Annotated in this window: 23 protein-coding genes; 10 read left to right on the top strand and 13 right to left on the bottom strand. The window is 38.9% G+C overall.

Annotation, left to right across the window (positions count from 1 at the left end; genetic code table 11):
• Positions 1-9: 9 nt before the first annotated feature.
• Together pheT and RMB13_RS18720 are read left to right on the top strand one after the other, a co-directional pair.
• The gene (gene pheT / locus RMB13_RS18725; RefSeq protein WP_311086037.1) at positions 10-2391 is read left to right on the top strand and encodes a phenylalanine--tRNA ligase subunit beta; all 2382 of its coding nucleotides are present in this window, start codon (positions 10-12) and stop codon (positions 2389-2391) included.
• Positions 2388-2684 (top strand): integration host factor subunit alpha, encoded by a 297-nt coding sequence (locus tag RMB13_RS18720; protein WP_000126166.1) that lies wholly within the window; start codon positions 2388-2390, stop codon positions 2682-2684. Before pheT ends, RMB13_RS18720 begins: the two co-directional genes overlap by 4 nt.
• Positions 2685-2851: 167 nt before the next feature.
• Here RMB13_RS18720 and RMB13_RS18715 read toward each other — a convergent pair whose 3' ends face one another.
• The gene (locus tag RMB13_RS18715) at positions 2852-3079 is read right to left on the bottom strand and encodes a hypothetical protein (RefSeq protein WP_311086036.1); all 228 of its coding nucleotides are present in this window, start codon (positions 3077-3079) and stop codon (positions 2852-2854) included.
• A 94-nt stretch (positions 3080-3173) separates the two neighbouring features.
• Here RMB13_RS18715 and RMB13_RS18710 point away from each other — a divergent pair, with 94 nt between their 5' ends.
• Positions 3174-3326 carry a hypothetical protein gene (locus RMB13_RS18710; RefSeq protein ID WP_080026324.1) on the top strand — a complete coding sequence of 51 codons (153 nt, stop codon included), beginning with the start codon at positions 3174-3176 and terminating at the stop codon, positions 3324-3326.
• Between the two features lie 165 nt (positions 3327-3491).
• Here RMB13_RS18710 and rho read toward each other — a convergent pair whose 3' ends face one another.
• The gene (rho, locus tag RMB13_RS18705) at positions 3492-4760 is read right to left on the bottom strand and encodes a transcription termination factor Rho (RefSeq protein ID WP_003655059.1); all 1269 of its coding nucleotides are present in this window, start codon (positions 4758-4760) and stop codon (positions 3492-3494) included.
• 322 nt (positions 4761-5082) lie between these two features.
• The gene (trxA, locus tag RMB13_RS18700) at positions 5083-5409 is read right to left on the bottom strand and encodes a thioredoxin (RefSeq protein WP_003655060.1); all 327 of its coding nucleotides are present in this window, start codon (positions 5407-5409) and stop codon (positions 5083-5085) included.
• Positions 5410-5688: 279 nt separating this feature from the next.
• Between trxA and ppx the strand changes: the two genes are divergently transcribed.
• From ppx to RMB13_RS18675, 5 genes are read left to right on the top strand one after another with little or no spacing between them, the layout of a single operon-like run.
• On the top strand, positions 5689-7209 hold the full coding sequence (ppx, locus tag RMB13_RS18695; protein WP_311086035.1) for an exopolyphosphatase: 1521 nt from the start codon (positions 5689-5691) through the stop codon (positions 7207-7209).
• Positions 7210-7227: 18 nt separating this feature from the next.
• A complete protein-coding gene (locus RMB13_RS18690) occupies positions 7228-8049 on the top strand; it encodes an acetyl-CoA carboxylase carboxyltransferase subunit alpha (protein ID WP_003655062.1) in 822 nt (273 codons plus the stop codon).
• On the top strand, positions 7986-9389 hold the full coding sequence (gene tilS, locus RMB13_RS18685; protein ID WP_311086034.1) for a tRNA lysidine(34) synthetase TilS: 1404 nt from the start codon (positions 7986-7988) through the stop codon (positions 9387-9389). Before RMB13_RS18690 ends, tilS begins: the two co-directional genes overlap by 64 nt.
• Positions 9361-10197 (top strand): pyrroline-5-carboxylate reductase, encoded by an 837-nt coding sequence (proC, locus tag RMB13_RS18680; protein WP_080026326.1) that lies wholly within the window; start codon positions 9361-9363, stop codon positions 10195-10197. Before tilS ends, proC begins: the two co-directional genes overlap by 29 nt.
• A 21-nt stretch (positions 10198-10218) precedes the next feature.
• Positions 10219-10788, top strand: a complete 570-nt coding sequence (locus RMB13_RS18675; RefSeq protein WP_003655065.1) for a YggT family protein — start codon at positions 10219-10221, stop codon at positions 10786-10788.
• A gap of 53 nt (positions 10789-10841) precedes the next feature.
• On the opposite strand, the gene polA is transcribed toward RMB13_RS18675, so the two are convergent.
• Positions 10842-13613: a DNA polymerase I gene (polA, locus tag RMB13_RS18670; RefSeq protein ID WP_311086033.1), complete on the bottom strand. Its 2772-nt coding sequence runs from the start codon at positions 13611-13613 to the stop codon at positions 10842-10844.
• Positions 13614-13767: 154 nt separating this feature from the next.
• Here polA and RMB13_RS18665 point away from each other — a divergent pair, with 154 nt between their 5' ends.
• A complete protein-coding gene (locus RMB13_RS18665; RefSeq protein WP_311086032.1) occupies positions 13768-16572 on the top strand; it encodes a DUF2339 domain-containing protein in 2805 nt (934 codons plus the stop codon).
• Here RMB13_RS18665 and RMB13_RS18660 read toward each other — a convergent pair.
• Entirely contained in the window at positions 16562-17479 is a 918-nt protein-coding gene (locus RMB13_RS18660) for a mechanosensitive ion channel family protein (protein ID WP_005036762.1), read from the bottom strand. The two genes, RMB13_RS18665 and RMB13_RS18660, sit on opposite strands and share 11 nt — an antisense overlap.
• Before the next feature lie 9 nt (positions 17480-17488).
• On the bottom strand, positions 17489-18310 hold the full coding sequence (locus tag RMB13_RS18655; protein WP_017391225.1) for a hypothetical protein: 822 nt from the start codon (positions 18308-18310) through the stop codon (positions 17489-17491).
• Positions 18311-18406: 96 nt separating this feature from the next.
• On the opposite strand from RMB13_RS18655, the gene gspE reads away from it, so the two are divergent.
• Positions 18407-19897 (top strand): type II secretion system ATPase GspE, encoded by a 1491-nt coding sequence (gspE, locus tag RMB13_RS18650; protein ID WP_004641278.1) that lies wholly within the window; start codon positions 18407-18409, stop codon positions 19895-19897.
• A 60-nt stretch (positions 19898-19957) separates the two neighbouring features.
• Here gspE and RMB13_RS18645 read toward each other — a convergent pair whose 3' ends face one another.
• From RMB13_RS18645 to RMB13_RS18615, 7 genes are all read right to left on the bottom strand, one after another.
• Positions 19958-20389 (bottom strand): organic hydroperoxide resistance protein, encoded by a 432-nt coding sequence (locus RMB13_RS18645; RefSeq protein ID WP_311086031.1) that lies wholly within the window; start codon positions 20387-20389, stop codon positions 19958-19960.
• An 89-nt stretch (positions 20390-20478) separates the two neighbouring features.
• On the bottom strand, positions 20479-20916 hold the full coding sequence (locus RMB13_RS18640) for a MarR family winged helix-turn-helix transcriptional regulator (protein WP_003655075.1): 438 nt from the start codon (positions 20914-20916) through the stop codon (positions 20479-20481).
• Between the two features lie 165 nt (positions 20917-21081).
• On the bottom strand, positions 21082-21456 hold the full coding sequence (locus tag RMB13_RS18635; protein ID WP_017391223.1) for a DUF4951 domain-containing protein: 375 nt from the start codon (positions 21454-21456) through the stop codon (positions 21082-21084).
• Between the two features lie 14 nt (positions 21457-21470).
• Entirely contained in the window at positions 21471-22295 is an 825-nt protein-coding gene (locus RMB13_RS18630) for a carbon-nitrogen hydrolase family protein (protein ID WP_005036753.1), read from the bottom strand.
• A gap of 26 nt (positions 22296-22321) precedes the next feature.
• On the bottom strand, positions 22322-22843 hold the full coding sequence (gene gigB, locus RMB13_RS18625) for an anti-anti-sigma factor GigB (protein ID WP_002117273.1): 522 nt from the start codon (positions 22841-22843) through the stop codon (positions 22322-22324).
• A 102-nt stretch (positions 22844-22945) separates the two neighbouring features.
• Entirely contained in the window at positions 22946-23914 is a 969-nt protein-coding gene (gene gigA / locus RMB13_RS18620) for an RsbU family protein phosphatase GigA (protein WP_311086030.1), read from the bottom strand.
• A 111-nt stretch (positions 23915-24025) separates the two neighbouring features.
• Entirely contained in the window at positions 24026-24904 is an 879-nt protein-coding gene (locus tag RMB13_RS18615) for a VacJ family lipoprotein (RefSeq protein WP_311086029.1), read from the bottom strand.
• Positions 24905-25376: the final 472 nt, after the last annotated feature.

Below are 25376 nucleotides of genomic sequence, written 5' to 3'. Positions count from 1 at the left end.
TTTATAAAGATGAAAATTAGCGAAAATTGGCTACGCACATGGGTTAACCCAGCAATTGATAGTGATACATTGTCTGATCAGTTGACCATGCTTGGTCTTGAAGTTGATGAATTAGCACCTGTGGCGAAACCATTTACAGGTGTTGTAATCGGTGAAGTGTTAACTGTTGAGCAGCATCCTGATGCAGACCGTCTGCGTGTAACAACTATTAATATTGGTTCAGGTGAGCCTCTGCAAATTGTATGTGGTGCACCTAATGTTCGCGTTGGAATGAAAGCTCCAGTTGCAACCATTGGGGCTGTATTGCCTGGCGATTTTAAAATCAAAAAAGGTAAGCTTCGTGGAGTTGAGTCACAAGGGATGCTTTGTGGTGCTTCTGAGATTGATCTTGAAGATAAAGTCGATGGTTTGCTCGAACTGCCAGCGGATGCTCCAGTAGGAGTAAATATCCGCGAATACCTCAAACTTGATGACAATGTCATTGATATCAGTATTACGCCAAACCGTGGTGACTGTTTTAGTATTCGTGGTATTGCCCGTGAAATCTCAGTTATTAATAAGCTACAAATGAATGAGCCTGTAATTAATACGGTTGCTGCCACCATTGCTGATGAGAAAAAAGTAGTTATCAGTACTGAAGGCGCTCCGCGTTATTTAGGGCGTGTAGTTAAAAACGTTAATGTAAAAGCTGCTACTCCCGAATGGATGCAACAGGCGTTATCGCGTTCAGGAATTCGTACTCATAGTATTTTGGTTGATGTGACCAACTACGTCTTAATGGAATTGGGTCAACCAATGCATGCATTCGATTTGTCTAAAATCGAAGGGACTGTACACGTTCGTCAAGCAACACAGCAAGAAAAGTTACAACTTCTGAATGATCAAGAGGTTGAGTTGCAAGAAGATATTATGGTGATTGCTGATGACCAAAAAGCTTTAGCAATTGCTGGAATTATGGGTGGTTTAGCATCAAGTGTAACCGATGACACTACCGATATCTTCCTAGAAAGTGCATTCTTCGCTCCACTTGCTATTGCTGGTCGTGCTCGTCGTTTTGGTTTGCATACAGACTCTTCGCAGCGTTATGAACGCGGTGTAGATTTTGAATTGCCGTTAATAGCGATGAACCGTGCTTCGCAGCTTATTCAAGAGTTAGCGGGCGGTGAATTTGGCCCAATTACTGTAGCTGAAAAAACTGACTTACTCCCAAAACGTGAAGCCATTGAACTGAAACAAGCTCAGGTAGATCAATTATTGGGATATCAAGTCGCGGGTGAATTCATTGCAGATGCTTTAACCCGACTAGGGTGTAAGGTAACAGTTAAAGCTGAAGGTGAGTGGAGTGTCGTACCGCCATCACATCGCTATGATATGGCAATTTATCAAGACTTAATTGAAGAAGTTGCACGTATTGATGGCTATGACAATATCCAGATTAGCTTACCAAGCATGGATGTTAAATTTGCTAAATACCAAGATCGCTTTGAGCTCGCTGAGCTACGTCAAACGATCGTGACATTAGGTTATCAAGAAGCAATTAGCTTTAGCTTTGCAGATGCTAAACTTGAAAAGCAATTAAATCCGGAAGTTAAACCGTTGATGCTCGCAAATCCAATTTCAAGTGATTTGGCCGCAATGCGTAGTACTTTACTTTCTAGTTTAATTCCTTGCGTACAATATAATCTCAACCGTCAGCAAAGCCGTGTTCGCTTCTTCGAATTCGGACTGCGTTTTGATTATCAAAATGCTAAGAGTATTGAAGACTTGCAACAGACTCCTACCTTGGCCCTAGTGGCAGTAGGCTCGCAAGCACCAGAATCTTGGCATGCTAAGCCTCAACCAATGGATTTCTTTGATTTCAAAGGGGAAGTAGAAGAGATTTTAGCTGCTGGGCGTGTAGGTGTTGAATACGTTCGTTCAGAACGTGCATGGTTGCACCCAGGGCAATCGGCTGACATTTTAGTAGATGGTAAGTCAATTGGTTATCTGGGCCGTTTGCATCCATCTCTAGAAAATGAGCTTGATTTAAGCACTACTTGGGTTGCTGAACTCGATCAAACAGCTGTTTTGCAATCTTATGTATCTAATTTTACAGAATTATCACGTTTTCCTTCGGTTAGACGTGATATTGCGCTTTTAATCTCTGATAATATAAATGTTAGAGATATTCAGCAGTTAATCGAACAAACTGGTGGAGAGCTTTTAGACTCTACATGGTTATTCGATGTGTATACGGGGCAGGGTGTCGAAGATGGTAAGCGCTCATTAGCGTTCGCACTATTGTGGCAACATCCTTCACGTACGCTTGAAGATGCTGAAATTAAATCTGGTATGGACAATATTATCCAAGTGTTAGAAAACACTTATCAAGCGACATTGAGGGCCTCATGACAGCATTAACTAAAGCAGACATGGCTGATCATTTAAGTGAGTTAACCAGCTTAAATCGCCGTGAAGCAAAACAAATGGTCGAGTTGTTCTTCGACGAAATTAGCCAAGCACTTATTGCAGGGGAGCAGGTTAAGCTCTCTGGTTTCGGTAATTTTGAATTAAGAGATAAACGCGAACGTCCAGGACGTAATCCGAAGACAGGCGAAGAAATTCCAATTTCTGCTCGCCGTGTAGTGACCTTCAGAGCGGGTCAGAAGTTTAGACAACGCGTTGGAAATGAGCAGATCGATTGATCTGCTTTTTTTTATTTATATTTTAAATGGCTTTATATAATCTTATTTAACTTTAAGGATGTCCCGCTTTAGGTTGGTATTGTAAGCGAAGGGATTATTAGAACTTAAAATTTAGGCATAAAAAAAGAGGACAAAATGTCCTCTTTTTATCTAATCTAGATTATAGATTAGTGTGCAGCAGAAGCAGCAGGTGCAGAAGCAGCAGGTGTAGAAGCAGCAGCAGCAGCAGCATCAACAGCTGTAGAAGCAGCAGTAGCAGCTTCAGAAGCAGCAGTAGAAGCAGCAGCTACAGCTTCAGAAGCAGCAGCAGCAGGAGCTTCTTCTTTCTTAGAACAACCAACGAAAGCTAAAGTAGCAGCAACAGCAGCAGCAACAGCAAATTTTTTGAATAACATGGCATCACTCTCACAAAAAAGATTTGAGATTAAAAAAACCTAAGTTGGACTGTTTTGCTTTTATTATTCCTAAAACGTAGCTAGGTAACAACGCATGGAGCAGTCTAACTGGTCTGCCGCTATGCTATCACTGCAAATGCTGAAATACTACTGCCGTCTGTCAAAAAAACGTATGAAAAAGAGAAAAACAGTCTGTTTTTTAACAGAAAAAAACAATCAATCAGCCCGAGTACATTGGAAAAGGTAGAGGTAAGCCACTAAAAAAACTTAATTTTTTTAATTCAAAAATATTTATTATCAAAATCTTATAAATAATTTTACATAAAAAACTGCAAAATGTATTTTTGTGTAAAGCTTGTCAACCAAATAAAAAGCCACTCAAAAGAGTGGCTTTTTATTGAAGATTAATTGATTAAGTTGAAGCTTTACGTTTCATTTGATCGAAGAAATCATCATTTGTTTTAGTTTCTTTCATGCGATCAAGTAAGAATTCCATTGCCGCCAACTCATCCATAGGATGAAGAAGCTTGCGGAGGATCCATACTTTACGTAGGTTATCATCATCCATTAAACGCTCTTCACGACGGGTGCCAGATTTCTTAATATTCATAGCAGGGAAGACGCGTTTTTCAGCGATACGGCGATCAAGAGTAATCTCTTGGTTACCTGTGCCTTTGAATTCTTCATAAATTACGTCATCCATTTTACTGCCTGTTTCAATCAAAGCAGTTGAGATGATCGTAAGAGATCCACCTTCTTCAATATTACGTGCAGCACCGAAGAAGCGTTTAGGGCGCTCTAATGCGTGAGCATCTACACCACCAGTTAATACTTTACCTGATGAAGGAATGACAGTGTTATATGCACGCGCTAAACGGGTAATAGAGTCAAGCAAAATCACAACGTCTTTTTTATGTTCAACAAGACGTTTTGCTTTTTCAATCACCATTTCTGCAACTTGTACGTGGCGAGCAGGAGCTTCATCAAAGGTTGAAGCAATGACTTCACCGCGAACAGTACGTTCCATTTCGGTTACTTCTTCTGGACGCTCGTCAATTAATAGAACAATCAGGAATACTTCAGGATTGTTTCTAACAATAGATTGAGCAATATTTTGAAGTAACATTGTTTTACCCGCTTTTGGCGGTGCAACAATAATAGAACGTTGACCTTTACCAATTGGCGCAACTAAGTCAACCACACGAGAAGTTAAGTCTTCTGTCGTACCATTACCTAGTTCCATAACCAATTGTTCGGTTGGGAAAAGGGGGGTTAAGTTTTCAAATAGAATTTTATTTCGAGAATTTTCTGGCGTGTCATAGTTAATCTGGTTAACTTTGAGCAACGCAAAATAACGCTCACCTTCTTTGGGAGGGCGAATAGTCCCTGTGATGGTATCGCCTGTACGCAAGTTAAAGCGTCGGATTTGTGAGGGACTCACATAAATATCATCCGGACCTGCTAAATACGAACCTGCGGCAGAGCGCAAAAAACCAAAACCATCAGAGAGAATTTCAAGAACGCCATCACCAAAAATTTCTTCGCCATTCATCGCATGGCGTTTCAAAATGGCAAAGATAATATCTTGCTTTCGGTTACGAGCCATACCTTCCAGGCCCATAAATTCAGCAATTTTAATTAATTCACCAATTGGTTTTTTCTTGAGTTCAGTTAAATTCATAAGGGTCAGAATTAGGAAAGAGTAGAGTGTGGTTTAAAAAGAAGAAAAATCGCTCGCATACAAAAAAGATTATCGCAATTGTATTTACACAATAACAATTCAGAAGTCTGATTGATTGTTTCGAAGAAAAATGTGAAAAAACAATTTCTGTTGCCGAGTGGCGATCTTTATGTTTGTGTCTTGTAAGAAGCCGGACGAAGATGATTCCCTTCAGTGCCTCTTGAGCATGTAATATAAGCCAGCTTAGTTAATTTGTCAATTTATAGCCGAAAAAAATACGCTATAAAAAAGTATAGCGTATTTTCATTCTTAGCATTTTGACTTAAACATTTTCATCAATAAAGCTAACAAGTTTAGAGCGAGGTACAGCGCCAATTTGTTGAGCTACGACTTCACCATTTTTGAAAAGTAATAAAGCAGGAATATTACGGATATTGTATTTCACCGCAATATCTTCGCAAGAAGTTACATCAACTTTAACAATTTTTACTTTCCCAGCATATTCACTTGATAAGTCTTCAAGAACAGGTGCAATTGCTTTACAAGGTGCACACCAACCTGCCCAGAAGTCAACAAGTACAGGTGTTTCAGCGTCTAGAACATCTGCTTGGAAGTTATCATCAGTTGTATTTACAATAGTCGCAGACATGGTACGGCTCCAATTTTTAGAAAAAAGTGCTATTACTACAGGAGAAAATTATCTCTATCAGTATTACATAGCTACTTAGTTCAATGTAAGGGTTTGATGCTATTATTCAAGGCTTAACTAAATTTGTCTAATGGATGCTCACGATATTCATCATCGACTTGTACAATCAACTCTTAAATAGAAAAATATAAATGACAGTTAATTGTTGATGAAAATGGCTTTTCAATTGCATTCTTGTGAATTACTCTAGGCGTGAATTGTTATGGGTTTAGTTCAATAATGTCTGACTTTCTGATTGATGAAGAATTACTTGCCGCCATAGATATGGGGTCGAACAGCTTTCACCTTGCAATTGCACGGGTAGATCACGGTGAAGTTAAAAAAGTTGCTTCGATGTCAGAAAAAGTACAGCTTGCAGCTGGTTTAGATGAGAATAAAAATTTAACAGAAGCAGCTCAGCAACGTGGTTTGGCATGTCTAGCGCGTTTTGTTGGAAGATTGAGTTCTGTTCAACCTAATCGTTTACGAATTGTGGCTACTAATGCCTTGCGTCAGGCAAAAAATGGTCATGAATTTATCCAAAAAGCTGCAGAAATTTTACCTAAACCTATTGAAATTATTGCAGGACGAGAAGAAGCTCGTCTGATCTATTTGGGCGTATCGCATACCATGGCCAATGGTGGACGTCGCTTAGTTGTTGATATTGGTGGGGGTTCTACTGAATTCATTATTGGTGAAGAGTTTGAACCGATTTACACCGAGTCATTACAAATGGGTTGTGTGGCCTATACAACAGCCTACTTTGCAGATGGCGAAATTACCCAAAAATCATTTGATAAGGCCGTAGTTGCTGCCCGTAAAGAGCTTTCTGCTATTGCAACGACTTATAAAATGGAAGGGTGGGATACTGTCGTTGGTTCGAGTGGAACGATTAAAGCCTGTCGCCAAATTATGGTTAATATGGGCTTAAGTGATGAACAAGAAAATGTCACTCGAGAAGGGTTATACAAACTCAAAGATAAATTACTTAAGTTTAAAAATGTTTCTGAAATTGATTTTGAAGGATTAAGAGAAGATCGACGAGCAGTTTTGCCAGCCGGATTGGCAATTTTGTACGCAGTTTTTGAAGTTCTAGAAATTGATCGTTTGGCATATTCTGATGGTGCATTACGCGAAGGTGTTATGTATGACCTATTAGGTCGATTTAAACATGAAGATATCCGCGACCGCAGTGTACAAGCTCTAATGGGTCGTTATAATGCCGACCCTAAACAAGCAGAACGTGTTGTCAAGACAGCACAACAATTATTTGATGGTGTTGCTAAATCTCTTAATTTAACGAGTGAAGACAGTGACTTACTGCGTCGGTCAGCTTATTTACATGAAATTGGTTTAGCAATTAGTCATGGTGGTTATCATCGCCATGGTGCTTATTTATTACAGCATTCTGATATTCCGGGTTTCTCGCAAATTGATCAAAATCATCTTTCACATTTGGTTGCTTATCATCGTCGTAAATTACGAAATGATGTAAAAAACGAAATTTTGAAGGCTGGTGGTCATAAATTACTTTACTTAAGTTTATTGCTTCGCCTAGCAGTTTTACTCAACCATAGTCGAAGTGATCAGATGCTTCCTGCCATTGAACTGACCATCATAAATGATCAACAATGGCAGCTTAGTGTTTCTGGTGATGCCAAACAATGGCCATTGTTAGTTGCCGACTTGCATGATGAGCAAGAGCAGTTTAAGCATTGGGACATTGAATTGAATATTCAGTCGGAAAAATTTATCGATTAAAGGGATAATATTCGACCTATGAAAAAATCTACTCAGTCCAAAGCTTGGACAACGGTTCAAATTGCACGTCATCCTGAACGTCCGCAGTTTCTAGATTATGTCGGTGAAATCTTTACAGAGTTTGACGCCTTGCATGGTGATCGTTTGTTTGGTGACGATGGTGCGATGGTAGGTGGTCTTGCTCGTTTTGACGGTCAACCTGTGATGGTCATTGGACAACACCGTGGTCGTAGTACCCGTGAAAAATTAAAGCATAACTTCGGTATGGCTAACCCTGAAGGTTACCGTAAATCTCAACGCCTATTAGATATGGCTGAGCGTTTTAATCTTCCGGTTTTCACGTTTATTGATACTATGGGTGCTTACCCGGGTGTTGGTGCTGAAGAGCGTGGACAAGCCGAAGCAATTGCAACTAGCCTTGCTCAACTTTCACGTTTGAAAGTTCCTGTTGTTGCAACAGTACTGGGTGAAGGTGGTTCTGGTGGTGCTTTAGGTATTGGTGTGGCTGACAGAGTAATTATGTTGTCGCACAGTATCTATTCTGTGATTTCACCAGAAGGCTGCGCATCTATTTTATGGAAAACTGCTGAAAAAGCGGCTCAAGCGAGTGAAGCTTTAGGTTTGACAGCAGACAAATTACAATCTCTAGGTATTGTTGAATATGTAGTAGATGAAGGCGAAGGGGCACATTTAGACCCTGAGCAAGTCATGCAAAACCTAAAAGTAGTTTTGAAGCAAGCTTTGGATGAATTGCTACCACTGGATGCAAATGAACGATGCGAAGCACGTTATCAACGTTTAATGAAGTTTGGCAGCGCAAATTTAGGCATAATGTCTTAAAGCAGGCTCAACTGTTTTCAGAAAATAGTTCTTTTCTTATTGGATGTAGTGGCGGCATGGATTCAATGCTGCTACTACATTTGATGTCTCAAATTTTCCCTCAAAAGATCCGAGCGATTTATATCGATCATCAACTGCAATCACAAAGTGCAGAATGGGGGAAACTCGTTGCTAAACAAGCTACTCGCTTAGATATTCCTTATATTATTCAAAAAGTTCAAGTTACCGATGGTAATTTGGAAGCTCAAGCACGTCAGGCACGTTATCAAGCTTATCGACAGCATTTACAAGCCAACGAAATTTTAGTGCTTGCTCATCATCAGCAAGATCAGGCTGAAACAGTAATGTTGAGGTTGTTATCGGGTGCAGGTGTTGATGGATTAGCTGCAATGCAATCCATTGATTACCGTGCAGACATGACAATTTGGCGTCCTTTTTTAGATTTAACTCGTGAGCAAATTACTGATTGGACTACTCAACTTGAAATTGAGTATGTAAATGACCCTACAAATTACGATATTCATTATGATAGGGCGTGGTCACGTGAGGAACTTTGGCCTTTTTTACAAAACCGCTTTCCTAAAATGCAGCAAGCCCTTAGTCGAACCAGTTATTTGATGCAAGATGCTTCTGAAATTTTAGAAGAAGTTTTGATACTCGATTTAAAGCATTGTGGTACCGCTGAGTGTTTGGACTTAACTAAATTGTTAGATTTATCGGCTGCCCGTCAGCGCCAGTTGCTTTCGGTTTGGATGAAAGGTGATGGGCAATATCGACCTGCATTTGAAATGGTCGAGCGCTTAAAAAATGAAGTGATTGATTCAAAGTCTGATGCACAAGCAGCATTACACTGGAATCAGTTTTACTATGTCCGTTATCAACATCATCTTTATAGATTGAGTAAGCAGGTTTTTCTTGCTGAAACATTAAGTCCAGTTGAAGCTGAATCGGAGCATCATTTCCAAATGGGAGAAATAGTGCATTACGCTTCAGAAAATTTTCAGATTAAACAAAAAAAAATCGGTTTGGCTTCATCTTTATTAAATGAAAAATTGAGAATAATTCGACGTCAAGGTGGGGAAAAAGTCCATTTATATGGCCGTATTGGTCAATGGCCATTAAAAAAAGCAATTCAAGAAGCACATATTTTGCCTTGGCTTCGTCATACAATTCAAATATTAGTCATAGATAATGTTATGCTTGGGGTTTTTACACCGAAAGGATTTTGGTTGGCTCAGTCTCCGTATTGTGAGCAAGGAGGATGGCAACCAGATTTAATTTCTTATTCTTGTAATCTGGTAAATGGCGAATATGGTTATGGCAAGTGCAGTAAATTGTAATATCTGTTTTATTGGTGGCGGTAATATGGCCCAAGCTTTAATTGGCGGGCTGGTTTCAAGAGGTTTACCACCGACACGTATTACAGTTTCAGATCCTGTTGAACAGATCCGTCAATTATTACAAGAGAAAGAAGTCCACGTAACACAAGATAACGTGGCTGCAATTCAAAATGCTGATGTTGTCGTATTGGCGGTAAAGCCTCAAGTTTTGGCGACTGTTTTACGTCCTTTGAAAGGTCTGTTATCAGATAAATTGGTCATTTCAATTATTGCTGGTGCTGAAATTCAAACAATATCAAATTTAATTGATAGCGATCGAATTGTGCGAGTTATGCCAAATACACCAGCTCTGGTTCAAACTGGCGCTCATGGTATTTATGCAAATGATGTAGTGGGTACTTCGGATCGTGAATTAACAAGTCAGATTTTAGCAGCCACAGGCTTAACAATTTGGGTAAACTCCGAAGCTCAAATTGATGCGGTAACAGCAGTTTCTGGCTCAGGTCCTGCATATTTTTTCTATCTCATGGAAAGTATGATCCGTGCGGGTAAAAATTTAGGACTAGATGAAAAAGTTGCAACCGCTTTGACTCTTCAAACGGCGTTAGGTGCAGCTCAAATGGCAATTACCAGTTCAAATACTCCATCTGAACTTCGTAAGAATGTGACATCGCCAAATGGTACAACACAAGCTGCACTTGAAGTTTTTGACCGTGCACAAATCTCCCAAAATATTCAATCTGCATTGGCTGCTGCACAGAAGCGTAGCCAAGAATTGGCTCAAGAATTGAGTGACAGTGCGAAATAGCTTAAATAGGATAAGACAACTATGGGTGCAAATTCTGCGCTAATTTTTGGAATTTTAATTAATGTCGCGATTTTATTGGTCTTTTTCCGTTTTTTAATGCAATTAGCGGCAGTAAGTCCTTATAATCCTGTGGTTTTATCGACCGTAAAAGCGACTAAGATTGTTGATATTTTTGGCCGAATTTTTCCGACGGTCGCAAAAGGCCGATTTAATTTGGCTGCGTTGGTTCTTTTAATTACGTTGTATTTACTGAAAATTTTCGGTGTGATGTATCTTTCTGGCTCTATGCCAAATAGTCCGATTCATTTACTGATTCTGACATTTGTGACCATGATTCAGGATTTGATTCGTTTCTGCCGTTATTTAATTTTCGCAACAATCATTTTGAGTTGGGTTGTTATGTTCACTCAATCGCGTTCACCTTATATTGAGGTGATTCAAGATTTGGCTGAACCATTACTCGCACCATTCCGTCGTTTATTGCCTAATATGGGAATGATTGATTTATCTCCAATTTTGGCATTTTTGGCACTCTATATTGCCGAGATCCTAATGAATGAAGTAGCGAAAGTTCTATTAACAGGTCTTTAAGCTGACTCAATAAAAAAGGGCTGTATTTCACAGCCCTTTTTTATTTCTGTTAATTAATGAGCATCATCCCAGTTTAGACCTTGTCCTACCTCAACCACTAAAGGCACAGAAATTTCTACAACTGATTCCATGACTTTTGCGATTTGTTTGGAAAGTTCTTCAGCAATGTTTTGATCGGCTTCAAAAACTAATTCATCGTGTACTTGAAGTAGTAACTTGGCTTGATCTTTTGGCAAGACTTTATCTACTTCAATCATCGCAAGTTTAATAATATCAGCTGCACTACCTTGTAAAGGTGCATTGATCGCAGCACGTTCGGCAGCCTTACGCACCATCACATTTCGTGCATCAATATCAGGTGTATAAAGACGACGACCTAAAATGGTTTCAACAAATCCTTGCTCTGATGCAACTTGACGCGTGCGTTGCATATATTCATAGATACCAGGATAACGTTGGAAATATTGCTTAATATAATTTTGTGATTCTTGACGTGTGAAGCCTAATTGACGAATTAAGCCAAACTCAGACATACCATAAAGTAGACCAAAGTTTACTGCTTTGGCTTGACGACGCTGGTCATTAGTCACATCTTCAATTGCAATACCCAATACTTCGGCAGCAGTACGGCGGTGAACATCTTGTCCGTGCTGGAATGCATGTACTAACGCATCATCTTGAGAAAAATGTGCCATTAAACGTAGTTCAATTTGCGAGTAATCGGCAGCCAATAGAACTCGGCCTTCTGGTGCAATGAATGCTTTACGAATCTGACGACCAATTTGTCTACGAATTGGAATATTTTGTAAGTTAGGATCAGAAGAGGAGAGGCGGCCTGTCGCTGTTAAGGCTTGATGGTAGCTCGTATGTACACGATGCGTATCATTATGAGATTGCTCAACTAAACGGTCCGTATAAGTGCTCTTTAGCTTTGCCAATCCGCGATGTTCTAAAATAATTTCTGCTAAAGGATGCTCAATTTTTTCTAAAACACTTTCGCTTGTACTGTATTGCCCAGTTGCGGTTTTTTTACCACCTTTGATTCCTAATTTATCAAATAGTATTTCGCCTACTTGTTTAGGTGAAGCAATATTAAAAGTTTCATCTGCAATTTCCATGGCCTGATTTTCAAGACCTTCCATAGTTTTTGCAAATTCAACACTTAAGTTATCGAGGAATGCATGATCTAAACGAATGCCATCTTCTTCCATGCCTGATAAAATTCGGGCAACTGGCATTTCGATGTTATATAAAATATTTTCTAGCTCAGGGAATGGCTTAAGTTTATTTGAAAGTACTTCATATAAACGATAGGTGACATGTGCATCTTCTGCTGCATAGTGGGCAGCGACTTCAATCTCAATTTGATTAAATGTTTTCTGCTTTGCACCTTTGCCAGCAATTTGCTCAAAAGTTGTGGTTAAGTGACTTAAGTAGACACGAGCAACATCATCCATTCCATGACGAGTCGCTGCTGCATTCAATACGTAAGATGCCAACATGGTATCGAAATACCAGCCTTTTAGCTCAATGCCGTGGTTTGCAAAAATGTGTGCATCATATTTAAGATGATGGCCAATTTTTTTAACTGCTTCATTTTCTAATACAGGCTTAATTTGAGCCAGAATTTGCTCACGATTCAGTTGCTGTGGAGCATTTTCATAGTTATGCGCCAAAGGAACATAGTAGGCATCTTGCGCATCAAATGCGATTGAAAAACCGACCATCTCCGCAATACGATAGTCAAGACTTGTGGTTTCTGTATCAATGGCAAAATGATCGGCATTTTGCATGCGTTGCCAGAGTTGATCCCATGCTTCTTGAGTTAAAACAGTGTGGTAATTGGCGGTTCCAAGTTGGTCATCTTGACTGGTTAAGCTTGCTTGATCTTCAGTTTCTATAGAATCAGCCGGTTTAACTTCATCTTGAACTACGACCTGTGAAACTTGTTGTTTATAACTTGAGCTGTTTGGATTGTTTGGATGATCAAGCGACTGTAACTGATTTCTAAACTCAAGCTCAGTATATAGGTTGCGTAAAGCATCAACATTTGGGTCGATAAGCTTTAATTCATGCCAATCGAGTTCTAAAGGAAGGTCGCACACAATGCTTGCTAACTGATGATCAAGCTTAATATTGTCTAAATTATCTTTGATATTCTGGCTAATCTTGCCTTTAAGTTGGTCTGCATTCGCAATGATATTGTCTAAAGTGCCATATTCAGTCAGTAACTTAGCTGCTGTCTTTGCTCCTACACCCGGTACACCCATAATACCGTCAGATGCATCACCCATCAAAGTCAAGTAGTCGATAATCTGATTTGGCCAAACGCCAAATTTTTCAAATACACCGTCGGTGTCCATTACTCGATCTTTAAAACTATCTTCTAACTTTACATGATCATTAACTAATTGAGCCATGTCTTTATCTCCAGTCGAGATGAGAACATGGTGTCCTTCGAGTACGGCACGTTTAGCAAGTGTACCGATAATGTCATCTGCTTCTGCACCAGGGAGACTATATAAAGGAATACCTTGAGCTTTAATCAATGCATGTAAATATGGAATTTGTTGAGACAACTCTTCGGGCATGCTCGGGCGGTCACCTTTATAAATAGGTGAAAGCTTATGACGAAAGGTTGGTTCGGGGGTATCAAAAATTACAGCCATATGCGTTGGTTGCATACGACGCATCAATTTTTGAATCGCAGAAATTGCTCCACGTATTGCATTGGTATGTAACCCTGTAGAGGTCGTCAATGGTGGTAATGCATGATATGCACGAAATAAAAAATAGGACCCATCAACCAAGACAAATGGTGGCATTGAACAATTCCTTAATTTGAATTACGGGTATTTTACGTGAAAACGGATATGAATGCAGATTTATGATTTTTGCAGTATTTTGTATGTATAAATATACGCTTGTATTTGCTTAAAGTAAGATGACATGTAATGAAGGTGTCATATTGCTAAGCCCATGTATAAAAAAGACAAACAGGGAATGATCATTGTTTTGATCGCTTTGACTTTGTTTTTAGCCATATCAATTGGTTTTAAATTCCAGAGTGCTGTTGCTGCTTTATCTATTGCACTCGTGGTAGTACTGGTTCAGTTATTGTCAAATCTGCATCAGCGTCTGACACATTTAGAACAACAGTTTTCTCATCAAGCAACTCCACTTTATTCTATTCATATGCAAACAACAGCAATTTATGCAGCTGCCTTGGTTGCATTAGTTGCTTATATGAATCATTGGATGTGGATTGCTGGCGGTGCATTACTAGTTTTATTGTTATGTTTGGTCCAAACGATTAGTGCATTTCATACTCGACTGTTGTACCTCGAGACAGCAAAACAAACTGTTCATGTAAATGAAGTTGTAAATACAGATGCTGTAACACCTGTACTAGAGCCAATTGATCCAAACAATATGATCAAACCAGCTCTACCTGAAACGAACATTTTAGATCAAAAAGAAAATCTAGTTCCTGTACAAACTGCATGGTGGCAACCAGCAATAGATTGGATGGTACATGGCAATCCAATTTTAAGAGTTGCTGTTGCTGTGCTCATGGTTGGGGTAGTGTTATTACTGCGTTTTGCAAGTGAACATTGGCAGCTGAGTTTAGGTGTGAAACTTGGATTTATCGCTATTGCTGGAGGTGTATTAACGGCATTTGGATATACCTTACAAAAGAAAAATCAACTTTTTGCTGTGGCATTGCAAGGTGTCGGACTGGCAGTTGTGTTCCTAACACTGGTGTTCTCGCATCATTTTGGTGTAATTGCCAATCTAACTACAGCGAGTATTCTGTTTACGATCTTATTAGCTATTACGGTATTCCTGAGTTTAAAACAACAAGCTATTTATTTGGCAATTTTAGCACTCGGCATGGCTTATGCTGCCCCATTGGTGATTCCGCAATATCGCCCTGATGTGGTTTTCTTATTCAGCTACTATTTGGTTATTAATCTTGCGGTTGCCGCCGTTAATTTTATTCAACCTTGGAAAATCTTAAATCAAATCGCTTTCTTTGCCACGATGTTTATTGGTGGCAGTGCAATCGCATTTTATGCAGAGCCAGCAAAATTTGACACATTAGACTGGATTTTATGGCTACATATAGCCCTGTTTATTTGGCTTAGTGTTCGTTATAGCCAAAATATATCTCGAGTTTCAGCACGTGAACAACAAGAAGGTATTCGTTTACCACCACTGTTAGATGTTGGTCTTATTTTTAGTGTGCCTGTACTAGGTTTCACACTACATGCCTATTTAGTACATGAGTCTACACAAGCGTTGACGATTGGTGCTGCAGTATTAGCGGGTACCTATGCAGTATTAACTTTCTGGATCAAAAAGAGTCATCTTCAACTTTCAGTACTAGCAAAAAGTTTTTTCATTCTTGCCGTTGCATTCTTTGCTTTAATCTTTCCACTTGCGAAAGGGGCACATTGGACTGCAATTGGTTGGGTTGCTCAAGGTACGGCCCTAATTGTATGGGGAGTAACTGAGCGCTACCGTTTAAGCCGATATATTGGTGTCATTTTAGTTTTACTCAGTTCAGTTGCATTGTTTTATCAATTTTGGGCGAATGCAGAGTTCCCGACTCTAAGCACAAGCATTTATGCAATTGCCCAATTCATTTCTGCCTTCTATTTGTTGCAGTACAACAGTAAAGAGCAACACTATTTTAGTGCCAGCATGTTTAGCTGCATTTTCTTGTGCTTAGGTATGTATGCAGGTGCTATTGCAGGTGTAGAAATAATGGCATGGCAACATCACGGCTTAAGTCCATATTTGATGATTGCGATATTATTATTATCAATATTTAGTGTAGTCGTGCACTATAAATTGCGTGTGCAATGGCAAAGTTTGCAGTTAATTTTAGTTAGCCTGTTACTGTTGTTAATTTTTGGTGAGGTCTTTACCAGCCAAGTATTCACCATGTTTAAATGGCCGAGTATATTGCAACAGGGTACTTTTCTTATTGCTGCAATTGCTCTTACTGTCTTATTTATTATGGCTCAACCGCAGTCAAGTCAGTCTGGATATTTAAAGGTCTGGGCTGGTTTAAGTTGCTTAGCATTAGCAACGGTGGGGTTGGCGATCTTTCCACAAATGCCAATAGTTGCTTTGGCTTTTGTACCCGTAGTTTATTCACTCTGGGCGTATAAGTCCCATAAAACTGCTTTGTTACATCAAATTCCGGTGTGGTGTTTAAGTTTACTTTGGTTGCTTGTGGTGAGTGTCGACATCCATTCTGCCGAGTACCTTTATTTTGTTCCTTTGTTTAACTTAACTGATTTCCTTTCAATTGCAGTATTTGCAGGTCTTCTCTTTATTATCTATCAACATGCTTTTGATCAAGATAAATCGCTTGAGTGGACTTTTAAAATTATAACAATTCTAGTGGGGTTGTTGGTATTTAGTAGTGTAGTGGTCAGAGGTTTGCACCATTACTGGGCGACACCACTATGGAGCGCTGCAATTTGGACAAATGGCGTAGTACAGTTAAGTTTGACATTACTTTGGGTCGTATTAGCGTTCATTTTAACCACATTCTCAAGTCGAAAAATGATTCGTCAATTGTGGTTTGTGGGTGCTGCGCTTTTAGGAATTGTCGTATTAAAACTAATTTTGCTTGATCTATCGCAAAGTGCGACTTTAACTCGGGTCATTTCATTTATTGGAGCAGGTGGGGTAATGCTAATTATTGCTTATATTGCACCATTACCACCGTCATCCGCTGTACAGAAAAATGAAGAGCCTAAGCTTTAGGCTCTCGTTTTAACTCATTTTGATTAGTGTATTGATCGATATCATCTTCAGCAAAAACAGTAGATGGTCGATCAATCAAGCCCATTTTGGGAACAGGAATTTCAATTCGGTTATCTAAAAATCCATTTCGAATTCTTTCTTGCATTTCATCCCGAACTTTTAAAGAGTTCTCTTGTCGACACCACATCGTGAATAAAAGCTCAATCGATGATTCTCTGAATGCAGTAACTGTAACAGCGGGTTTAGGATCATCTAATACAAGTGGATAATGAGCTGCGACATTCAGTAGAACCTCACGTACCTTAATAATATCTTCGTGAAAGTTAATTGCTAGTGTAATTGGAATACGCCGTATTGGGTATTTAGATAAGTTGTGTACAGGCGCGCGAATAAGCTGTTCGTTTGGTAAACGAATATAAACATTGTCGAGTGTAAGTAGTTTGACAGAAAGTAAATCAATCGAAATCACTTCACCTTCAATTGTATTTCCACGAATGAGAGTAATCTGGATCGTATCACCGACTTCAAACGAACCTTCACCAATTAAAAATAAACCACTGATTAAGTTACTGGCAGACGTTTGCGATGCGAAACCAAGTGCTACGGTTAGAATCCCTGCCGCGCCAAGGAATACACTGAGTTTAAAACCAGCTTCTTTTAAACTCGTCATAATGAAGAGTAAAAAAATAAAATAAAAAATACCGCGCCGCCACACCAAACGTTGATGAGCATTAAAACGTGAGCCAATGGTTCTAATAAATGTATTTGAAATAATACGGGCAAGAACAAAACCAATAAAACACAGTACAACACCGACTAAAATTTCACTAATACGCTCGGTATTGATATTGGTAAATATACTGGTGAGGCTATCAGCGATATCCTTAGGAATATTTGAATCAGCCATATAAACCTCTTAAAAGAATGAATCAAACATATTGAATAATGCTCCACCAGGTGAACGTGGTGGATGAACATAGGTCACTTCACCCGCAAGTGGTGGAGTGCGGTTTTCAATACGAATGCGTGCAGGACGATCAGAGCCTTCATAGAAAACTTTAATTTGAGAAGTCCATAAACGCCCAGTACTTTCACTGTAAAAAAGAGGCAGAGCGGTAACAGGTACATTCATGCGGTCAAAACGCAATTGATGATTACTGGTATTGTGAAAATCAATTGGTGTAACAGCACGAAACGCACGGGGGGTTAACAGGTTCAAATCGGTACGCCCATCTACGGAAGTGGCATAACAGATTTCGCCTTGCTGGGCATTTGGACCAAACCATGTATCTTTAGGCTGAATTAGAGGAATTTCAAACAAAGGCTCATGCTGACTTTCAACTAAACCGGCAATCCATAGTGGTGTACTAATATAAAGAGTCCCGCGTTGTCCCGCTGGAATGTAGATAGGATCAACGGGTTTAATTACTACGGAACGATCTGCCAGACGTGGCATCAGTAGAAACTCTGGATTAGTTTTCCGGAACATGTAGCGTTCTACTTGAACAGTATGCGGAAAGGCAAAATTCGGATCTGCGATTGGGTGCCAATCTTGCTCATTATCGTCTTGAAGAGATGGGCGATAATATTCGATACGCCATTCTTTTATGCCGCGCGTTAGACGAAAAAGCATTGAACCGAATTGCCATGCTTTAGCCTGATTAATTTCAAAGTGCTGTTCTCCCCACCATTTTAAAGAATTCTGGGGACGAGGCTGATATTCATTATTTTCAAACAAGACGTAAAATTCCTCTACCGAGTTGTTAAACAGACTTCACGCTGTAATCTGCTTAGAGTACACTCAAAATCATCTTACTCATCATTATAAATTGTGATGCAAATATTGAAACAAATACAAGTTCCATATAGTTTTGCCAAGCGTCATGGTGTTTTATTTCGTTATGACGGTGATCAAGTATTTATTATTAGACGTCAAAATACTGAAAAAATTGCATTGCAGGAAGCAAGACGAATTCTAGGTAAGCCAGCTCACTACCAATTATGTACTGAACAAGAATTTAATGCACTGCTTAGTACAAGTTATGCGCGAGATACAGGGGAGTCACAAGAAGTTGCAGCAGGTTTAGAAGATCATCCTGATTTATTAAGTTTGGCCGATCAGGTTCCAGAAACAGAAGATCTGATGGACCAAGAAGATGATGCCCCAATTGTTCGTCTTATTAATGCGCTACTTTCAGAAGCAATACGGGTAGGAGCTTCTGATATTCATATTGAGGCTTTTGAAAAGAAACTATCTGTACGATTACGTGTAGATGGTCAATTACGTGAAATTGTACAACCACGCCGTGAGTTGGCGCCTTTGCTGGTTTCACGTATTAAAGTCATGGCAAAACTCGATATTGCGGAAAAACGGGTGCCGCAAGATGGCCGTATTTCTTTACGTCTTGCTGGACGTGAAGTAGATGTACGTGTTTCGACTTTACCTTCATCGCATGGTGAAAGGGTTGTAATGCGTTTGCTTGATAAACAAGCTGGTCGTCTTAATATGATCCATTTGGGTCTGATGGCAAATGACTATGAGCGTTTAACTCAACTCGTACATCGTCCGCACGGGATTATTTTGGTAACAGGTCCTACAGGCTCGGGGAAAACGACGACCTTGTATGCAGCCTTATCGGATCTAAATGACAATACGCGGAACATTTTGACAGCTGAGGATCCGATTGAATATCAACTTGAAGGTATTGGGCAGACACAAGTTAATACCAAAGTGGATATGACTTTTGCTCGTGCTCTAAAGGCAATGTTGCGTCAAGATCCAGATGTGGTCATGGTGGGTGAGATTCGTGATTTAGAAACTGCTGAAATTGCAGTGCAAGCATCATTAACAGGTCACTTGGTTTTATCTACACTGCACACCAATACAGCTATTGGCGCGGTCACCCGACTTAAAGATATGGGGATTGAACCATTCTTATTATCGAGCTCTTTAATTGGAGTGATTGCTCAACGTTTGGTTCGTACCTTATGTCAACATTGTATGACATGGCGTGAAGCAGATACTTTCGAAAGACAGGTATTTCAGCATATTCATAGTGAGTCTATGTTGAAGTTACCACAGGCTCAAGGATGTGATCACTGTTCTCATTTAGGTTTCAATGGGCGTACGGCTATTTATGAAATCGTGCCTGTTGATGATTCTATGCGCCGTCAGATTCACGGAAATGCGGCTGAATATGAATTAGAAAATCATGCTCGTCAGTACTCTGGCTCTATTCGTGATGATGGTTTACGCAAAGTACTTACAGGTAAAACTACACTTGAAGAAGTGCTTCGAGTAACCAATGAAGCAAGTGAAGCATAATTTGTAACGTGCAATAAAAATGCCCGATAAGATTCGGGCATTTTTTTAAAACTTGAAAAATTACTCAGTTACAATATTAAAGTTCACATCAATATTATTGCGAGTTGCATTTGAATATGGGCAAACGATATGAGCTGCTGCAACTAGCTTTTCAGCTTCTTCACGATCCATGCCAATCAAGTAAACATTTAAAGTTACTTCAATACTGAAACCTGTAGGAATTGGACCAATACCTACTTCGCCTTCTACATACGCATCTTTGCTAATATTAAATTTATCGCGGTTTGCAACAAATTTTAAAGCGCCTAAAAAGCATGCTGAATAACCAGCTGCAAATAATTGCTCAGGATTTGTTACAGCACCACCAGCGCCACCCATTTCTTTAGGTACGCCAAGTTGTACATCTAATACACCGTCTGATGAGGTTGCGCGGCCATCACGGCCACCGGTTGCCTTAGCTTTTGCGCGATAAACAACTTTTTCTAATGACATCGTTTTTATTCCTAAAATAAATTGAATACAAATATATCGTACACGACTTAAATATTTTGACAAGTACATTTTTTTAAAAAAATTGCTGTTTATTTGACTAGGTTTGTACGGAGTTTAGTAAGTTGATCTTTTAGGTCCAGTAGCGTTGTCATATCACATGAACTTGCATCTAATACTTCGGCTGGAATATTCATTGCCTGATCTTTTAATTTTTTTCCTTCATCACTTAACGTAATAATAACTTGGCGTTCATCTTGCGTTGAGCGAGTGCGGTGAAGAAAATGTAGGGCTTCTAATTTTTTCAAGATAGGGGTGAGAGTTGATGATTCTAAAAAAAGCTTGGCACCAATTTCTGAAACAGTAACTTCATCCTGTTCCCATAAAACTAACATCACCAAATATTGAGGATAAGTAATACCCAAAGGCGTTAGGAGTTTTCGGTAGAGCTGATTAAGAGCTAAATTTGTTGAATAGACGAGGAAACATAGTTGATTCTCAAGCTTTAAATTTTTACAGTCTTGGTCCATATATTCCTCAAAGAAACTAATATTGCTTTTGTAGTATATCGCGTTCTATTCAGTTTCTTAAATGTTCATAAGAATAGGTTATGAATAAAGTAAATTAAGGCACATAAAAAATGGAATAATTAAATCAATTATTCCATAAGATAAAAATCTTTTAGATAAAATTGTCTACCATAGATCTGCAATTTTTTTCATTAAACGCGCACGATATTTAGCGGTAGGATTATTTACACTACGTTGTTGCTCTTGTTCATAAAAATCTTTCCAAGCAGTAATCATTTCAAGTGTTGTCCCTTGTTTTTTAATCATAGAAACATCTGCTGGTTGAATATTTTCTAAACGTTGTCTTGCGCCTTCTGCGCCAGTTCCCCATCCAATTATTCTTTGGCCAAATGCAGGCAAAGGAATATCTTTAGGAGTAGAGGGGAGAATATCTGATTTGAGTTGTGCGGTTGGTGAAACGAAATGATTCGTTGTGCCAAACTCTGCATAACAATGAATATTTGCCCCCAAGCAAAAAAAGCTAAATAAGTATTTCCACATGAATAGTTAAACTTTTAATAGTGAATTAATTTACGGTGTGTCATTAGAGGCATTGAAGAACGGACGAGATCTTGTGCTGTTAAATCAAAAGGTACAGTGATTAAACCATTCCCTTCATATCCAATCATACTTAAAATTTGACCACGACTATCTGTTGCCCCCGAGTGTCCCCAGGTTTGTCGTTTTTCACCATGCCAGCCCTGTTGTGCTGCACCTAAAACATAACATTGGCTATCCATTGCCCGAGCCTGTAGCAAAAGTTGCCAATGCATTTGCCCAGTTGTGTAGGTAAATGCAGCAGGAGCAGTAAGAAGATGAGCGCCTTGTTGTCTTAGCGTTAGAGCAAGCTCTGGAAAACGTAAGTCATAACATACCATTAAGCCAATATTGCCAAAAGGGGTAGATGTGACTACTACGTCTGTTCCTGGTTCAAAGAAACGAGACTCTTGATAACCACCGACCGCATCACCAACTTGTACATCAAATAAATGGATCTTGTCATAACGTGCTTCTGTACGCTCAGGGCTGATACAGAGGCTAACGGTTCGGACGCGACCATCTTGAATCGTAGATCCATCTGGACGGAATGGACATGGTAAGGTTCCAGCCACAATCCAGATTTGATATTGATGCGCTAGTTGCTCCAGCCTTTGTTGAATAGATTCAAATTGCTCAGCAGTTTCACGTTGTTTTCCAGCAGCAAAACATACAAAGTTTTCAGGGAAAACAATCAGGCTAGCATTTTGCGCCTTGCTTTGTTGAATCAAAGACTCAATGACTTGAAAATTATTTTCAATATCATCTTGAGAATTCATTTGAGCAACAGAAACAAGAGTCATATTCTAATCCGGCTTAATCGTGAAAATCAGGCATTTTGCTTATCCGATACCTGTTCAAGCGTATCTTGTTCTTTCTGTAACTGCTTCACAAGTGGCTCAAACATATTCTGATTGTTTGCATTGAGTTTCATCAATGTCTTATGTGCATCCAGAACAGTTCTTAGCATTGCATTATGAGTGATTTGTTCATCCGTTAACGTTAACGTACAAACATTCGGATCACCACAATAATTCAAAATGACAAAAACCTGCCCTAGCCCCATACTGTTGGCTAAGGTTGTGATATCTGGATTGGTAGATAGCATCACAGCTTGAATATGATGAGTCTGTTTCAGCTTTAAACCTAGCTTAGCTAAGATACCTAATACAGTACTATCAATAAATGTTGTTTGGGTTAAATCAACGATTGCACCAACAACATTCTCTTGCTGTTCAATTCTGTTTAAAAGTTTGTCTAGACTTATACAAGAATGGGCTCGCACTTCACCAATAAGTTTGAAAATATGCGTTCCATTTAAGCTTGCATATTCAACATGACCTGTTGACATATAAATGCCATTTTCAGAGAAGGATAGAAAAATTATCACATAGTGCCATCTCAGACTCAAGAGTCCTTAGGTCGTATATTATGTAATTAATTGATTCGTAAATTAATTCATTCGACAAAGACTGAAGATGGCAATATCATCGGCCACATGATCGGGTGCTTGAAATGATTGATTTTGCAAATGATGAACTAATTGTTGGAACTGATCATTTAAACCACCATCAAAGGGCTCAAGGGCTCCATCAGAACAAATAATGAAGCGTGATTGGTGATTTAATGTACAAACATGCTCTTCAACTTCCAACTCATCCGTTAAACCTAGCGGAAAACTGCTCGTTGTTAAAATTTTGGGTGGTTGGTTAGGTTCGAAAATAATAGGAGGAGGGTAGTGCCCAGCACTTGACCAACGAAGGGTATGCGTCTCAAGATTTAAAATACCCACAACAATCGTAATGTGCTTTTCAATATTTTCTTGAACCAACATCCCGTTTAATTTTTTAATTAATTGTCTTGGGGTTTTCGATCGACCATGGAAAGCTGCCATCCATGATGTTAATAAACTACTCGTTACACCATGACCTGAAACATCTGCAAGATAAAATAAAACTTCTTTATCGTTTAATTTCCAATAGTCATACCAATCACCGGAAAGATAAGCCGAAGGCTGAAAGAAAGTTTCGACTTCATAATTTAATAAATCGATTGGGTTGGGTAATAATCGTTTTTGCAATTCAGCAGCCGAAGGTAAGTCACGGCTATCTTGATTACGTTTATATTGAGCATCAATTCTTGATAAGGCTTTGTTTAAATCGTTAGGTAGTTGATTCCATACCCAACCTGCAAGAGCACCTGCTTCCCATGCATGAGCTAAAGCGCCACCTTCATTTTCAAAAGCAATTACAATAGTCGGTAAATTCCACTTATAAGTTAAGAAATCTTGTACATCTGCAATTGCAATGATGGTTGGATCATATAAGTCTAAATCATCTATGTTAATGACTTGTAAGCCTGGTAGTTTATCCAAAGCTTGCTCTAAATAAGGAATAGAGCGTGTCGGTTTAATAAAATACATAGAAGATATGGTAGTCCTTTTATATGATCACTTTATTCATCATAGAGTATGTATGATCAAAATCAAGGTATTGCCGAACTCTCAATCCAAGCAATACCTTGATTTCATCTTTTAAGGGTTTTGATTCTCATCTGGTGTATCTTCTGAATCATCATCAATGAAAGACACATCAGCTGAATCACCTTTTTTCTCAGCAATTTGGAATGCTTTACGTTGGAGATACAAGTCTCGAATCATGGCATATTGATCACCCTGTAAGGTCTGATCTAAGTCTAGATATTGAGCACGTGCATCAACAGCTTGTAATAAGTTACTAGACCAATAAACACCATCTTGATCATCAAGAATATATTTCTGTGGACGAGCTTGAGCATCTACTGCCAAACCAAAACCATCACGTAAAGTACTTGGCCCAAAGAAAGGTAGCATAAGGAATGGACCAGAAGGCACACCATAGTAACCAAGAGTTACACCAAAATTCTCTTCCTCAGTTGGTAAACCTAAGCGGCTGGCTGGGTCTGCCAAACCAAGAGTAGTTAAGGTGTTAATTGTGAATCGACCTAAAGTTTTTGCTGCACGAGCTGGACGGCCTTGAATAAGCTGGTTAACAGCATTCCATGGTTCTCCTAGGTTTTTACGGAACTGGCGATAAGAACCGCGTACGTCTTCTGGTGTTTTTTCTTTATATTGAACTGCAACAGGACGCAAAAAGTTTCGGTCCAACATGTCATTAAAAGAATAAATTGGACGGTTCAGAGATTGCAAAGGATCTTTTACAGGATCTGGTTGTGCTGCATTTGCATTTATTTTTAAATCTTTAACCTTAATATTTTTTAAATCATTAATAATTTGTGATCGAACATGATGAGGTCCAACTTCTGCTGATGAGTTAGCATTAGGAGATTCACTTATAGTGCTTTCTTGAGCATATATAGAGGTGCAAACACCTACAGATAACACGCTTAATAAAATTAAATTAGAATAATTCATATAATTCCTTAACCGCCAGCCAGGCTAATACTTAATGTGCAGTTGGGTGGAGATATGTTTTAATACAAAATCGATAACCTATTATCAATGTAAAATTGATCAAATAATATAGATAATATGCTAAAAAGGTTAAAAAATAGCCATACGATATGATTAATTTAAAAAAGGTATTGCAAAGGGATCTTAATCCTCTATAATGCACATCCATCGGCGGTGATGCAGATAGAAACTTGTTGAAAAACAGTTGCTTGGAATTGAGTTGGTTGCTTTAAGTGATAGATTTGATGAGAAGTTGGTTTTGAGAATAAGTTTTAAAAATATCGAAATTACCTGTTGACTTTTAAGAGATTAAGAGTAATATAGCCGACCTAGCTTGCTGGTGACGAACCAGTAAGAAGATCATTAAGAGATTATGAAGAACAACTTGTGTGGATTTTTACTGATTGATTGATCGAAATATTATCATTGATTG

It is taken from the genome of Acinetobacter sp. V102_4 (assembly GCF_031799005.1).
GTDB lineage: Bacteria > Pseudomonadota > Gammaproteobacteria > Pseudomonadales > Moraxellaceae > Acinetobacter > Acinetobacter calcoaceticus.
Note: the sequence above shows the minus strand (reverse complement) of the source record. Positions and strands in the feature narration are given on the sequence as shown.